The 16,538-nt window shown below is 74.8% G+C and carries 1 protein-coding gene; it reads right to left on the reverse strand.

The window, feature by feature from the left end:
- Window positions 1–40: 40 nt before the first annotated feature.
- On the reverse strand, window positions 41–16,501 hold the full coding sequence (locus ABZ370_RS09240; protein ID WP_358618501.1) for a type I polyketide synthase: 16,461 nt from the start codon (window positions 16,499–16,501) through the stop codon (window positions 41–43).
- Window positions 16,502–16,538 lie beyond the last annotated feature (37 nt).

Consider the following 16,538-nt stretch of genomic DNA (forward strand, 5'->3'; position numbering starts at 1 on the left):
CCCATTCGTGTACTCCGCCTTAGCTGCTCGCCGCTCACGCTCAGATACCGAGCTCGTTGTCGATGAAGTCGAAGACCTCGTCCCGCGTCGCGGAGCGGATGTGGTCGGCCGCCGACTCTTCGGCCGTCTCGCCCTTCTCGCCGCGCAAGCGCTCCAACAGGGCCTCCAGCCGGGCCTCGATGTCCGGGTGGGAGTGCGGACCGGCCGCGACCGCCGCGAGCTTGCCGTCCAGCCGGTCGATCTCGGCAAGCACCGAGGTCTCGGTGACCTCGTCCTCGCCCAGGGCCGCCCGCAGATACCCGGCCAGCTCGCGGGGGGTCGGATAGTCGAAGATCGAGGTGGCGGGCAGTTTCAGCCCGGTGGCCTCGCTCAGCCGGTTACGGAACTCCACCGCCGCCAGGGAGTCGAAGCCCAGGTCGCGGAAGGGCCTGCCCGGCTCGATCCCCTCGGTGGTGGCGTGTCCGAGCACCTCGGCCGCCTGACCGCGGATGACCTCGACCAGTGCCTGTTGCCGCTCGGGGCCGGAGAGCCCCGCGAGCCGCTGTTCCAGCCGCGCCGAGGTGTCGGGCGCGGGCTCGGCGGCCGCCCGGGCCGTCACGGCCTCGGGGATCTCGTCGAGCAGGGTGCTCTGCCGGGTCGCGGTGAAGGACAGCGCGAAGCGGTCCCAGTCGACGTCGGCCACGGTGAGCAGCGGCTCGTCGTGGTCGAGCGCCTGCCGGAGCACGGCGAGCGCCGATTCCGGCGTGAGCGGGCTGACACCGCGGCGGCGCAGATGCGCCTCGGCGTCGTCGCGCGCGGCCATGCCGCCACCGCCCCAGGGACCCCACGCGAGGGAGGTGGCGGTGCGGCCGCGGGCCCGGCGCCGCTGGGCGAGGGCGTCGAGAGAGGCGTTGGCGGCGCCGTAGGCGGCCTGGCCCGCGCCGCCCCAGACTCCGGCGGTCGAGGCGAACAGGACGAAGGCGTCCAGCTCCGCGTCGGCGAACACCTCGTCGAGGTTGCGGGCGCCGTCGACCTTGCCGCCGAGGACGGCCGCCACCTCCTCCGGGCCGGTGTCCTGGATGGCGGCGGGGTGGGCGATGCCCGCGGTGTGCAGCACCGCGCCGATCCTGATGCCGTCCTCGGCGAGCTGTGCGACCAGAGCGTCCAGCGCCGCACGGTCGGCGACGTCGCAGGCGGCCACCGTCACCCGGGCTCCCAGTTCGGTGAGTTCGGCCTCCAGCGCGGCGGCCTCCGGTGCCGCCGGGCCCCGGCGGCTGGTCAGGACGAGGTGTTCGGCTCCGGCGCGGGCCAGCCAGCGGGCCACGTGCGCGCCCAGCGCCCCGGTGCCGCCGGTGACCAGCACGGCGCCGCGCGGCGTCCATCCGGTGCCGGGGGCCGGGGTGGTCAGCGGCGCCCGGACCAGCCGCCGGGCGAGCACGCCGCCGGCCCGTACGGCCACCTGGTCCTCGCCCGTGGTGCCCGCCAGTACGGCGCACAGCCGTCCCGTGGCGCGGGTGCCGGCCTCGGTCGGCAGGTCGACCAGTCCGCCCCAGCGGTCGGGGTGTTCGAGCGCGGCCACCCGGCCCAGCCCCCAGAGCTGGGCCTGATCCGGGTCGGCGTCCTCGTCGGCCGAGACCGCGACGGCTCCGCGCGTGACGTACCACAGGGGGGCCGTGTCGCCGAATTCGCCCAGTGCGCGGACGACGGCGAGGGCCGAGCCCAGGGTCGCGCCGGGCACCGGGGTGTCGGCGAGCGCCGTCAGCGAGAGAACACCGCCCAGCGGGGTGCCCGGATGAGCGGCGCGCAGCCGGTCGGCGATGTCGTCGGGGGCGCAGCCGGTGAGGTCGGCGGTGACGATTTCGACGCCCTGCCGGGCCAGCGCTTCGAGGCAGGCGTCGGCCGCGGTACCGCCCGCGGTGATGGCCAGCCAGGTGCCGGTGAGGGTGGCGGCCGGTTCGGTGACCGGGCGCCAGGTCACCGCGTAGCGCAGGTCCTGGAGCGCGGAGGTCTCCCGGGAGCGGCGGCGCCAGTCCGCCAGCATCGGCAGCATCTCCCGCAGCGGGGACCGCCGTTCGTCCCCGGCGACGCCCAGGGTGCGCGCCAGCGCGTCCGCGTCCTCTCCCTCCACGGCGGCCCAGAAGGCCTGGTCCGCCGCGAGGCCCCGGTCGTCGCCGGTGGCCGCGGGCGCGTCCAGCCAGTAGCGGCGCCGCTGGAAGGCGTAGCCGGGCAGGTCCAGACGGTGGTCCGGGGCGAGCGTCGGCCACTCCACCCGGGTGCCCCGGGTGTGCAGCCGGGCCAGTGCGTGCGAGACCGTGACGGTCTCGTCCTGGTCCGGCCGCGTCGTCGGCACCACGATCGCGGAGCCGAGCGAGTCCAGCTGGTCGGCCACCAGTCCGCTGAGGGTGGCGTCCGGGCCGACCTCGACGAAGTCGGTGACTCCCTGCTTGCCGAGCCAGGCCACTCCGTCGGCGAACCGCACGGCTTCGCGGGCGTGGCGCAGCCAGTGGTCGGCGCTGCCGATTTCCTGGGCTTCGACGACCTCGCCGGTCAGGTTGGACACGATCGGAATCCGCGGTGTGCCCCAGGAGACTCCGGCCAGGACCTCGGCGAACTCGTTCAGCATCGGCTCCACCAGGGGCGAGTGGAAGGCCTGCGCCACCCGCAGCCGGCGCGTGCGGCGCCCCTGGGAGCGGGCGGTCTCCACCACGGCGTCGACCGCGTCCGCCAGGCCGGAGACCACCACCGAACGGGGTGAGTTCACGGCGGCGATGGCCACCCGGTCGGCGTCCCGCGCCACCCACGCGGCGGCCTCCGCCTCGTCGGCCTCCACGGCGGCCATCACACCGCCGGGCGCGAGGCCCTGCATCAGCCGCCCGCGGGCGGCCACCACCCGCGCGGCGTCCGCGAGGGACCACAGACCCGACACATGGGCCGCCGCCAGTTCGCCCACGGAATGGCCCATGACGTAGTCGGCGCTCACCCCGCTCCTCTCCAGCAGCCGGAACAGCGCCACCTCGAAGGCGAACAGCCCGGCCTGGGTGTACTCCGTACGGTGCACCGACTCCGCGTCCGGGGACCCTTCCTCGGCGAGCAGCACCTGCCGCAGGGGCAGGTCGAGCAGTCCGTCGAAGGCCGCGCACGCCTCGTCGAAGGCGGTGCGGAAGGCGGGCCAGCCCATCAGGTCGCGGCCCATTCCCGCGTGTTGCGAGCCCTGGCCCGAGAACAGCAGCGCGACGCGCCGACCGCTCTCCACGACTCCGCTCACCACCTGGCCCGCGGGCTCACCGGCCACCACGGCGTCCAGCCCGGCGAGGAAGTCCGCCCGGTCGTCCGCGAGCACCACCGCACGGTGTTCCAGCGCCGCCCGCGAGGAGGCCAGCGACCATCCCACCCGGCCCACGGCGGCCTCGGCGCCGACACCGGTGACGAACTCACGCAGCCGCGCCGCCTGGCCCCGGAGGCCCTCCGCGGTCCGGCCCGACACCAGCCATGGCACCGGGCCGGTGGCTCCGGCGTCCGGTACGGGGGCGCCTTGGACCGTTTCCTGGTCCTCCGGCGCCTGCTCGATGATCACATGCGCGTTGGTTCCGCTGATGCCGAAGGAGGACACCGCGGCGCGCCGGGGCCGGGTGGCCATCGGCCATGCCCGGTCCTCGGTCACCAGCTCCACGGCGCCCGCCGACCAGTCCACATGCGGGGTCGGCTCGTCCACGTGCAGGGTCCGTGGCACCACGCCGTGGCGCATGGCCATCACCATCTTGATGACACCGGCCACACCGGCGGCGGACTGTGCGTGGCCGATGTTCGACTTCAGGGAGCCGAGCAGCAGCGGACGGTCGTCCGTGCGCTCCCGGCCGTAGGTCGCGATCACCGCCTGTGCCTCGATCGGGTCGCCGAGCGGCGTCCCGGTGCCGTGCGCCTCCACCACGTCCACCTCGGCGGCGGACACTCCGGCCCCGGCCAGCGCCTGCCGGATCACCCGCTGCTGGGCGGGGCCGTTGGGCGCGGTGAGGCCGTTGGAGGCGCCGTCCTGGTTCACCGCCGTGCCGCGCACCACACCGAGAATCCGGTGTCCGTTGCGGCGGGCGTCCGAGAGCCGCTCGACCAGCAGCAGGCCCACGCCCTCGGACCAGGTGGTGCCGTCCGCCGAGGCGGCGAAGGACTTGCACCGGCCGTCGGGCGCCAGGCCCTGCTGCTTCGCGAACTCGACGAAGGCGGCGGGGGTCGACATCACCGCGACGCCACCGGCGAGGGCGAGCGAGCACTCGCCCTGGCGCAGCGCCTGCGCCGCGAGGTGCAGGGCGACCAGCGAGGAGGAGCAGGCGGTGTCCACGGTGACGGCCGGGCCCTCGAAGCCGAAGGTGTAGGAGAGCCGGCCGGTGGCGATGGAGCCGGTGTTGCCGTTGCCGAGGAAGCCCGCGACCTCCTCGGGGACGGCGCGCAGCCGGGTCGCGTAGTCATGGTGCATCAGCCCGGCGAACACGCCGACGCTGCTGCCGCGGACGGCGGTGGGGTCGATGCCCGCGTCCTCGAAGGCTTCCCAGGAGGTCTCCAGCAGCAGCCGCTGCTGGGGATCCATCGCGAGGGCCTCGCGGGGCGAGATGCCGAAGAACGCGGGGTCGAACTCGGCGGCGTTGTGCAGGAATCCGCCCGCACCCAGCTGTCCGCCGTCCGGGCCGCGCAGTTCCGCCATGTCCCATCCCCGGTCGTCGGGGAAGCGGGTGATGGCGTCCTGGCCCTGGAGGACCAGGTCCCACAGGTCCTCGGGCGACGCGACGCCACCGGGGTAGCGGCAGCTCATCCCGACGATCGCGATCGGTTCGTCGGTCGCGGCCGCCCTTGTCACGGGCGCGGCGGTGATTTCGGCGTCCACGAGTTCGGCGCGCAGATGGTCGGCGAGCGCCCTCGGTGTCGGGTAGTCGAAGACCAGGGTGGCCGGGAGCCGTACCCCGGCCGCGGCGGCGAGCTGGTTGCGCAGGTCCACGGCGGTCAGCGAGTCGAAGCCGAGGTCGGAGAAGGCCCGGTCGGCGTCGACGGCGCTGCCGGGCGCGTGGCCCAGCACGGCGCCGACGTGCCGCAGCACGACGTCGAGCACGGCCTTGTCCCGCTCGGCCGGGGACAGCGTACGGAGCCGCTCGCGCAGCCCCGTGGGCGCGGTGTCCCGGGAGGCGCGCCCGGCCGGGGTCCGTACCAGCCCGCGCAGGACCGCGGGCACGGCCGCGGCGGCGCCGCGGAGGGCGGCCGGGTCGAGCGTCATCGGCACCAGGACCGGCTCGTCGGTGGCGAGCGCCGCGTCGAACAGGGCGAGCCCCGTCTCGACCGACAGCGCGGACATCCCGCCTCGGGACACCCGGGCCAGGTCGCGTCCGGTCAGCGCGCCGGACATCTCACCGCCCTGCTCCCACAGGCCCCAGGCCAGTGACCGCGCGGGCCTGCCGTGAGCGTGCCGGTGGCGGGCGAGTGCGTCGAGGAAGGCGTTGGCCGCGGCGTAGTTGGCCTGGCCCGCGGCTCCGAGTACGCCCGCCGCCGAGGAGAACAGCACGAAGGCCGTCAGGTCCGCCGACGCGGTGAGTTCGTGCAGGTTCCAGGCCGCGTCCGCCTTGGGGCGCAGCACGGTGCGGAGCCGCTCGGGGGTCAGCGAGGAGACGATGCCGTCGTCGACGACTCCGGCGGTGTGCACCACACCGCGCAGTGGCCGGTCGGCCGGGATGGCGGCCAGTGTGGCGGCGAGGCTGTCGCGGTCCGCGACGTCGCAGGCCGCCACGGTGGCCTCGGTGCCCAGCGCGGCCAGTTCGGCCACGAGTTCCTCGGCACCGGCGGCCCGCGCGCCCCGCCTGCCCACGAGCAGCAGGTGGCGCACGCCGTGGGCGGCGGCCAGGTGCCGGGCCACGGCGCCGCCCAGCGCTCCGGTGCCGCCGGTGATCAGCACGGTGCCCCGCGGGTCCCACGCGGGCGCGTCGCGGTCGGTGTCGGCGTCGGTATCGGCGGCCGGGGCGGTACGGCTCAGCCGGGGCGCCCACAGCAGGCCGTCGCGGACCGCGAGTTCGGGCTCGTCGGCGCCGCGCGCGGTCAGTACGGCGGCGGTCAGCGAGGCGGCGTCGTCGTCGGTACCGGCATCGGCGGCGTCGGTATCGGCGGCGCCGCCGAGGTCGATCTGCACGATGCGGTCCGGGTGCTCGGACTGGGCCGAGCGCACCAGGCCCTGGACTGCGGCGTGCGGCAGGCCGGGCTCCCGCCCGTCGACGGCCGCGGCGTTCCGGGTGACCAGCACCAGCCGGGCGCCGGAGAACCGGTCGTCGCCGAGCCAGCCGCGCACCGTCTCCAGCGCCCAGCCGGTGGCCGCGCCGACCGCGTCCGGCGTCTCGCCGGGGAAGGCGGGGCATACGACGACCACCGCGTCGGGCACGGGAGTGTCCGCGGTCAGCGCCGCGCCCAGCGCCGCCAGATCCTCGTACGGGTCGGCGGCCACACCCGCCGTGCGCACCAGGGCGGTCGCCTCGGCGCCGATCGCGGCCCAGCGCGGCGTGTCCTCGGCGTCCGGCGCCGCGACGCGGGGCACCTCGGGCACCTCGATCCAGCCCTGCTGGAACAGGGAGTCGCCGTGGCCGCGGGCGGCCCGGAGCTGGTCGCCGGTGACCGGCCGCAGCGCCAGCGCGTCGATCGAGGCGACGGGCAGCCCCGCGTCGTCGGTCAGCGTCACCGCGATCCCGGCCGTGCTGGTCGGGGAGAGCCGGACGCGCAGCGCACCGGCCCCGGCGGCGTACAGCCGTACGCCCTGCCAGGAGAAGGGCAGACCGCGCGGGGCCTCGGCGCCGTCGACCGCGTGCATCAGGGAGATGCCGTGCAGTGCCGCGTCGAGCACCGCCGGGTGGAGGCAGAACCGCTCGGCGTCGGCGACGGCCGCGTCGTCCTCGTCCGGCAGACGGATTTCGGCGAAGACCTCGGCCCCGCGCCGCCAGGCGGCGGTGAGGCCCTGGAACACCGGCCCGTAGCCGAATCCGCCCTCGTTCAGCTGGTCGTAGAGGCCGTCCACGCTGACGGGTTCGGCGCCCTCGGGCGGCCAGACGGCGCGTTCGGTGGCGGCCGCCGGGGTTGCCGGGGCCAGCAGGCCCGTGGCGTGGGTGGTCCACTCCGCGGCGTCCTCCCGGCGCGCGTACACGGCGACGGGTCGGCGGCCGTTCTCGTCCGGGGCGCCCACGGTCAGCTGTATCCGCACGGCGGCGTCGCCGGGCAGGACCAGGGGGGCGTGCAGGGTGAGTTCCTCCACGGCGGGGCAGTCCACTTCCTCGCCCGCGCGCAGCGCCAGGTCGACGAAGCCGGTGCCGGGGAACAGGACCGTGTCCAGCACCGCGTGGTCGGCCAGCCACGGCTGTTCGGCCAGCGACAGCCGCCCGGTGAGCAGCACGCCGTCGCCGTCGGCGAGGCCGACACGCGCGCCGAGCAGCGGGTGGCCGGTGGCCTCCAGCCCGACGGAGCCGACGGCGGCGTCGACGCCCACCGGGGCGGACCGGCGCGGCCAGTAGCGCTGCCGCTGGAAGGCGTAGGTCGGCAGGTCCAGACGGCGGTCCGGCCGCAGCATCGGCCACCGCACGGCCGTGCCCCGGGTGTGCAGGCGGGCCAGCGCGTGGGTCAGGGTGACGATCTCGTCCTGGTCCCGCCGCGCGGTGGGCACCGCGACCGCCGTGTCCAGCTGGTCGGCGACCAGGCCGCTCAGCGTCGCGTCCGGGCCGACCTCGACGACATCGGTCACCCCGTGCTGCCCGAGCCATTCCACGCCGTCGGCGAAACGCACCGCCTCGCGGACATGCCGCACCCAGTAGTCGGCGCTCCCGATCTCCGCGGCTTCCGCCACCGCGCCCGTCAGGTTCGACACCAGGGGAATGCGCGGCGCGCCCCAGGAAACCTGGCCCAGGATCTCGGCGAATTCGCCGAGCATGGGCTCCACCAGGCCCGAGTGGAACGCCTGCTCGACCCGGAGCCGACGGGTACGGCGGCCCTGCGACGACGCCCGCTCCGCCACCGCGTCCACGGCGCTCGCCACTCCGGACACCACCACGGACCGCTCCGCGTTCACCGCCGCGATCCACACGCCGTCACCAGCACCGGCCACCCACTCGGCAACCTCCTCGGCGCCGGCCTCCAGCGCCGTCATCACCCCGCCGGGGGGCAGTTCGCGCATCAGCCGACCGCGCGCGGCCACCACCCGCGCCGCGTCGGCGAGCGACCACACGCCCGACACATGGGCCGCCGCCAGTTCGCCCACCGAGTGGCCCATCACGTAATCGGGGGCCACCCCGCAGTGCTCCAGCAGCCGGAACATCGCCACCTCGAAGGCGAACAGGCCCGCCTGGGTCACATCCGTGCGGTCCACCAGGTCCGCGCCCGGGGTGCCCGGCTCGCCGAGCAGCACCTCGCGCAGGGGGACGTCCAGCAGCCCGTCGAAGGCCGCGCACACCTCGTCGAAGGCCTCGGCGAACGGGGGCAGCGCCATCAGCTCACGGCCCATACCGGCCCGCTGCGAGCCCTGGCCCGAGAACACCAGCGCGATCCGCCGGTCGCTCGCCACCGCACCGCTCACCACGTTCCCCGCGGACTCGCCCGCCGCCAGGGCGTCCAGCCCCGACAGGAACGCCTCGCGGTCCTCGGCGACCACCACCGCGCGGTGTTCCAGCGCCGCCCGTGCCGACGCCAGCGACCAGCCGATCTCCGCCGCCTGCGCCTCGGCGCCGGTGTCCGCCACGAATTCCCGCAGCCGCGCCGCCTGGGCCCGCAGCCCGTCGGCCGTCCGGCCGGAGACCACCCACGGCAGCGCGGTGTCCGGCCGCTCCGCCTCGGGCCGGGCACCGGCCACCGGGCCCTGCTCCAGCACGACGTGTGCGTTGGTGCCGCTGATCCCGAACGAGGACACGCCCGCGCGGCGCGGCCACGCGGCCTCCGGCCACGCCCGGCCCTCGGTCACCAGCTCCACCGCACCCGCCGACCAGTCCACATGCGGGGTCGGCTCGTCCACGTGCAGCGTCCGGGGCACGACGCCGTGGCGCATGGCCATCACCATCTTGATGACACCCGCGACACCGGCCGCGGCCTGCGCGTGCCCGATGTTCGACTTCACCGAGCCCAGCAGCAGCGGCCGGTCTCCGGGCCGGTCCTGGCCGTAGGTGGCCAGCAGGGCCTGCGCCTCGATCGGGTCGCCGAGCGAGGTGCCGGTGCCATGCGCCTCCACGACGTCCACCTCGGCGGCGGCCACCTTGGAGTTGGCCAGTGCCTGCCGGATCACCCGCTGCTGCGCGGGGCCGTTGGGCGCGGTGAGCCCGTTGGACGCGCCGTCCTGGTTCACCGCCGTGCCGCGTACGAGCGCCAGGACCTCGTGTCCGTTGCGGACGGCGTCGGACAGCCGCTCCACCAGCAGGACACCGACGCCCTCGGCGAAGCCCGTTCCGTCCGCACCGGCCGCGAACGCCTTGCAGCGGCCGTCGGCGGCCAGCCCGCGCTGCCTGCTGAACGACACCATGAGCGCCGGGCTCGGCATCACCGTGACACCGCCGGCGACCGCGAGGGTGCACTCGCCCTGGCGGAGGGCCTGGGCGGCCAGGTGCAGGGCCACCAGCGAGGACGAGCAGGCCGTGTCCACCGTGATGGCGGGGCCTTCGAGGCCGAAGGTGTAGGCCACCCGGCCCGACGCCACGCTGCTCGCGTTGCCGGTCAGCAGATGGCCGTCGAGGCCGTCGGAGGACGTGAAGAGGTTCATCCCGTAGCCGGACACGGAGCCGCCGAGGAAGACGCCGGTCGGCGAGCCGTGCAGGCTGCCCGGGTCCACACCGGCGCGCTCGAACGTCTCCCAGGTGGTCTCCAGCAGCAGCCGCTGCTGGGGGTCCATGGCCATCGCCTCGCGCGGCGAGATGCCGAAGAACTCGGCGTCGAAGTCGGCCATGTCGTCGAGGAACCCGCCGACCCGGGTGTACGACGTGCCGGGCCGCTCCGGGTCCGGGTCGAACAGCGCGTCGAGGTCCCAGCCACGGTCGGTGGGGAACGGCGACATGGCGTCCCCGTCCTCCGCGAGCAGCCGCCACAGGTCCTCGGGCGAGCTGACACCACCGGGGAAACGGCAGCTCATCCCCACGATCGCGATCGGATCGTCATCCCCGGCCACCACGGTCCCCACCGGCTTGTTCGGAACGGCAGTCCGCACCGGCCCGCCACTCTCGACACCCAGCCGGTCACCCAGTTCCGCCGCCAGGGCTGCCGGGGTCGGGTAGTCGAAGACCGCCGTGACCGGAAGCCGCAACCCGGTCGCCGTACCCAGCCGGTTGCGCAGCTCCACCGCCGTCAGCGAATCGAACCCCACATCCTTGAACGCACGGTCCGCCGACACCGACTGGGCACCCTCATGCCCCAGCACCACCGCCGCCTGAGCACGCACCAACTCCGTCAACTCACGGCCACGCTCCACCGCGGACAACGCCGCCAAACGCTCCGCCAGCCCACCCCCAACGGGCGCGTTCGCCGCCGCACGCCGCCCGGAGACCCGCACCAGAGAACGGAACAACGGAGCAGGATCACCCTGCTTGCGCAGCGCGGCCACATCGAGCCGAATCGGCACCACCAACGCACGCGGACCCCGCACCGCCGCATCAAAGAGAGCCAAACCCTCCTCCGCCGACAACGCCCGAACCCCACTACGACCCATCCGCTCCAGATCAGCCCGGCCCAGATCCCCCGTCATCGCACTGCGATCCGCCCACAGACCCCACGCAAGGGACTGACCCGGCAGACCGGCCCGACGGCGATGCTGCGCCAGCGCGTCCAGGAACGCGTTCGCCGCCGCGTAATTCCCCTGCCCCGGCGCCCCGAACACCCCCGCCGCCGACGAGAACAACACAAACAACGACAGATCCCGCCCCGCCGTCAACTCATGCAGATTCCACGCAGCATCCACCTTCGGACGCAACACCGTCTCCAACCGCTCCGGAGACAACCCCGACACCAGACCGTCATCGATCACGCCCGCCGCATGAACCACACCCCGCAGCTCCGGCAACCCATCCAGCAGCTCGGCAAGCGCATCACGGTCGGCAGCGTCACACGCCACCACGCGTGCCGTGGCTCCGAGTTCGCCCAGCTCCGTCACCAGATCCCCGGCGCCCGGAGCGTCCTCGCCACGACGACTGGTCAGCACCAGGTCGGTGACGCCGTGACGGGCCACCAGATGGCGCGCCACCGCCGAACCCACCACACCCGTACCACCCGTGACCAACACCGTGCCCCGGATACCCGACGACGGCGTGGTCAGCACCACCTTGCCCACATGCCGCGCCTGACTCACATACCGGAACGCCTCCGACGCCTGCCGGGTATCCCACGCCGTCACCGGCAACGGAGACAACACACCCCGCTCGAACAACTCCACCAAATGCGCCAGCATCTCCCCGACCCGGTCGGGACCGGCCTCGTTCAGGTCGAAGGCGCGGTAGGTGACGCCGGGACGGGCCGAAGCCACCTCCTCCGCGTCACGGATATCGGTCTTGCCCATCTCCAGGAACCGGCCGCCGCGCGGCAGCAGTTCCAACGAGGCGTCGACGAACTCCCGCGCCAGCGAGTTCAGCACCACATCCACACCACGGCCACCGGACACCTCCCGGAACCGCTCCACGAACTCCACCGTCCGCGACGAGGCGATCCGCTCCGCCGCGACCCCGGCGCCACGCACCACCGGCCACTTCGGCTCACTCGCCGTCGCGTACACCTCCACACCCAAATGGCGCGCGAGCTGCACAGCGGCCATCCCCACACCACCGGCCGCCGCGTGCACCAGCAACGACTCGCCCTCACGCACACCCGCCAGGTCCACCAGCGCGTAGTAGGCGGTCAGGAACACCGCGGGCACCGACGCCGCCTCGGCGAACGACCAGCCACCGGGCACCCGCACCACCATGCGGCTGTCGGCCACCGCCAGCGGACCAGCGTAGGAGCCCGACAGCAGGCCCATCACCCGGTCCCCCACCGCCACACCGGACACCCCGGAACCGACCTCGACCACCACACCCGCGCCCTCACAGCCGAAGGCCGCGCCGGACAGCGGGACCACACCGAGGGCCACCAGCACATCACGGAAGTTGACGCCCGTGGCACGGACCTCCACCCGCACCTGGCCCGCCTCCAACGGCGCCTCGGCCGCAGGGCAGGCGGCCAGGCTCAGCCCCTCCAGCGTCCCCGCCGTGTCCAGGTCCAGGCTCCACGCCCGTGTCCCATCGGGGACGGCGAGCAGCTCCGCGTCGGACGGGGTGGCCCGGCCGAGCCGGGGCACCAGGGCCTCGCCCGACCGCACCACGGCCTCCGGCTCACCCGCCGCCACCGCCGCGGCCACCACACCCGGCAGCGCCACCACCGACGCCACACCACCATCAAGATCCACCTGAACGATCCGGCCAGGGTGCTCCGACACCGCGGAGCGCACCAGACCCCGCACCGCCGCCTGCGCCACGTCGACCCGCTCGGCCAGTTCCACCGTGGCCGCGCCCTGTGTCACCACGGCCAGCCGGACGGCTTCCAGCTCCTCGTGGCCCAGCCACTCCTGAACCACGGCGAGCACGGTGGCCAGCGACTCCCGGCTCACGGCGGGGAGATCGGCGCCGTCCGCCCTCGGGCAGGGCAGCACCACGGTCCCCGGTACGGGCTCCCCCGCCCGTACGGCCGCGAGTACCGAGGCGACATCCGGGTACGAGAGAGCCGCCGACCCCGGCAGGCCCTCCCCCAGCACCGCGACCGGGTCCACCCCGGCCCCGGCGGTGGGCAGGGGTGCCCAGACGATCTCGTACATCGAGTCCACCGGCGCGCCGGCCACCGCGTCGAGGGCGAGGGGGCGCGAGATGAGCTGGTCGATGGTGAGGACCGGCAGCCCGGTGTGGTCCGTCATCAGCACCGAGATGGCGTCGGCGCCGACGGGGGTCACCCGGACCCGCGCGGTGGTGGCCCCCGTGGCGTGCAGGCTCACGCCATCGAAGGAGAACGGGAGTTTCCGCTCGCCACCGTCCTCCAGGAGCACCGCGAGGCTGCTCTGCAGCGCCGCGTCCACCAGGGCCGGGTGGACCCCGAACCGGGTGGCGTCACTCGCGCCGGACTCGTCGAGGCCGACCTCGGCGAACACCTCGCCGCCGCGCCGCCACACCGCGCGTACGCCCTGGAACACCGGCCCGTAGGCGTATCCGGCGCCCGCGAGACGCTCGTAGAAGTCCGCCACATCCACCGGCTGTGCGTCGGCGGGCGGCCACACCGTCTCCGGTGCGGGGGTCGCGGACGCGCCCGGGGCCTCGGCGGTCACGGTGCCCGTCGCGTGGCAGACCCACTGCTCCCCGTCCTCGTCCGGCCCGGGGCGGTACGGCCGGGAGTGCAGGCGGACGGCGCGACGGCCCAGCTCGTCCGGGGCGTCGACGCCGACCTGCAGCTCCACGGCGGCGCCGTCGGCGGGCACGATCAGCGGGGCGCTCAGGACCAGCTCGTCCAGCCGGTCGCAGCCGGTGTACTCACCGGCCCGCAGCACCAGTTCGACCATGGCCGCGCCCGGCACCAGGGTCCGGCCCTCGACCGCGTGATCGGCCAGCCAGGGGTGCGAGGTCGTGGACAGCCGCCCGGTGAAGACGTAACCGCCGCCCTCGGCCACCCCGATCCCGGCCACCAGCAGCGGATGCCCCAGCGGTGACAGACCGGTCCCGGCGAGGTCGCCCACGCCGGTGGCGCTCCCGGAGAGCCAGTAGCGGCGCCGCTCGAAGGCGTACGTCGGCAGGTCCACCCGCGCGACGTCGCCGCCGAAGACCGCCGCCCAGTCTGGGCCGATCCCGCACGTCCACAGCCCGGCCACCGACGTCAGGACGCGCCGGAGCCCGCCCTCGCCGCGCCGCAGCGTCTCCACCGCGTGGACGTCGGTGTCGGCGGCGTGCCCGGCCTCCTGGATCGCGCCCGCCAGCACCGGGTGCGGGCTGACCTCGACGAAGACGGCGCAGCCGTCGCCGACGAGGGTGCGTACGGTGTCGTCGAAGCGGACCTGTCCGCGCAGGTTGCGGTACCAGTACTCCGCGTCGAGCGACTCGCCCGCGATGGGCGCAGCGGTGACCGTGGAGTACAGCGGGACGTCCCCGGCCCGGGGGGTGATCGGGGCGGCCAGCTCCAGCAGCGCGTCGCGGACCTGCTCGACGTGGGGTGTGTGCGAGGCGTAGTCCACGGCGATCGTCCTGGCCCGCAGCCCGGCTTCCTCCGCCGCCGCGACCACCTCGGCCAGCACGTCCGGTTCGCCCGCGAGGACGGTGGCGGCCGGGCCGTTCACCGCCGCCACCCACACGCCGTCCCGGCCCGCGAGCAGTTCCGCGACCCGGTCGGCCGAGGCGGCGACGGACACCATGCCGCCCTGCCCGGCCAGGTCCCGGGCGATGACCCGGCTGCGCAGCGCCACCAGCCGTGCGCCGTCCTCCAGCGACAGGACACCCGCCGCGCACGCGGCCGCGATCTCGCCCTGCGAGTGGCCCACCACCGCCGACGGCACCACGCCGACCGAGCGCCACAGCGCGGCCAGCGACACCATCACGGCCCACAGCACGGGCTGTACGACGTCCACCCGGTCCAGCGCGTCGCCGTTGCGGAGTACTTCGAGGAGGTCCCAGTCGGTGTGCGGCGCCAGCGCCCGCGCGCAACCGCCGATCGACTCGGCGAACACCGGTGAGGTGTCGAGCAGTTCGGTGGCCATGCCCACCCACTGGGAGCCCTGGCCCGGGAAGACGAACACCACGCCGCCGTCCGCCGCGTCGCCCGCGACGCCGTCGACGACGTGGGCGGCGGGCTCTCCCGCCGCGAGGGCGTCCAGCCCGGCGAGCAGCCCCTCCCGGTCCTCGGCGACGACCACCGCGCGGTGCTCCAGCGCGGCGCGCGAGGAGGCCAGCGACCAGCCGACGTCGGCGGGGCTCGCGTCCAGGGCGGCGGCGGACCCGCGCAGCCGCGCGGCCTGCGCCCGCAGTCCCTCGGCGGTACGGGAGGACACCACCCACGGCAGCGTGCCGCCTGCGAGCGGCTGCCCGGCGGACGGCTGCTCGGCGGACGGCTGCTCGGCGGACGGCTGCTCGGCGGGGGTCGCCTCGGTGGCCGGAGCCGTGGTGGCCGGAGCCTGCTCGATGATCACATGTGCGTTGGTGCCGCTCACTCCGAACGACGACACACCGGCGCGGCGCGGCTGACCGGTCTGCGGCCACGGGGCACTGGCGGTCACCAGCTCCACCGCGCCGGACTCCCAGTCCACGTGCGGGGTCGGCTCGTCCACGTGCAGCGTGGCGGGCACGGAGCCGTGCCGCATCGCCATCACCATTTTGATGATTCCGCCGACCCCGGCCGCGGCCTGTGTGTGGCCGAGGTTGGACTTCAGGGACCCGAGCAGCAGCGGCCGTCCGGCGGGCCGGTCCTGGCCGTACGTCGCCAGCAGCGCGTCCGCCTCGATGGGGTCGCCCAGCGTGGTGCCCGTGCCATGCGCCTCCACGACGTCCACCTGGACGGGCGACAGCTCGGCGTCGGCCAGGGCGTGCCGGATCACCCGCTGCTGCGACGGACCGTTGGGCGCGGTGAGACCGTTGGACGCGCCGTCCTGGTTCACGGCCGAGCCGCGCACCACGGCGAGCACTTGGTGGCCGTTGCGCACCGCGTCCGACAGCCGCTCCACCAGGAGGATGCCGACGCCCTCGGAGAGGCCGGTGCCGTCGGCGCTCCCGGCGAACGCCCGGCACCGGCCGTCGCGGGACAGCCCCTGCTGGCGGCTGAACTCGACGAACACCTCGGGGGTGGACATGACCATCACACCGCCCGCGAGGGCGAGGGAGCAGTCGCCGCGCTGCAGCGCGTTCACCGCCAGGTGCAGTGCCACGAGCGAGGACGAGCAGGCGGTGTCCACGGTCATCGCGGGGCCTTCCAGACCCAGCGTGTAGGCGATGCGGCCGGAGATCACGCTGTCCGCGCGGCCGGTGAGCAGATAGCCCTGGACCTCTTCGGGCGCGGCGGCCAGGTCACCGCCGTAGCCGTGGAAGCTGGAGCCCATGAAGACGCCGGTGCGGCTGCCGCCCAGCGACGCCGGGTCGATCCCGGCCCGCTCGAACAGCTCCCAGGAGGTCTCCAGCAGCAGCCGCTGCTGGGGGTCCATCGCGAGGGCCTCACGGGGCGAGATGCCGAAGAATCCGGCGTCGAAGTCGGCGGCGTCGTAGAGGAAGCCGCCCCGGTTGACGTACGAGGTGCCCGCCGCCCCGTCCGCGTCGAACAGGCCCGCCAGGTCCCAGCCGCGGTCGTCCGGGACCTCCGAGATCGCGTCCTCACCGCTGGAGACCAGGCGCCACAGGTCGTCCGGCGAGGTCACCCCGCCGGGGTATCGGCAGCTCATGCCGACGATCGCCACGGGCTCACCGGCCGTCGCCTCCGCGTCCCGCAACCGCGCCCGCGTCTCCTTGAGTTCGGCGGTGACGCGCTTGAGGTACTCGAAGAGCTTCTCTTCATTGGCCATGGGTGACGGGTCCATCCTTGGTTGTCCCTAGCGGTCT

It is taken from the genome of Streptomyces sp. NPDC005962 (assembly GCF_040629205.1).
In the GTDB taxonomy this organism is placed as follows: domain Bacteria; phylum Actinomycetota; class Actinomycetes; order Streptomycetales; family Streptomycetaceae; genus Streptomyces.

What these genes read in the sequence shown, in the direction of transcription:
- ABZ370_RS09240 (WP_358618501.1), bottom strand. Translation starts at nt 16,501, where the DNA reads ATGGCCAATGAAGAGAAGCTCTTCGAGTACCTCAAGCGCGTCACCGCC.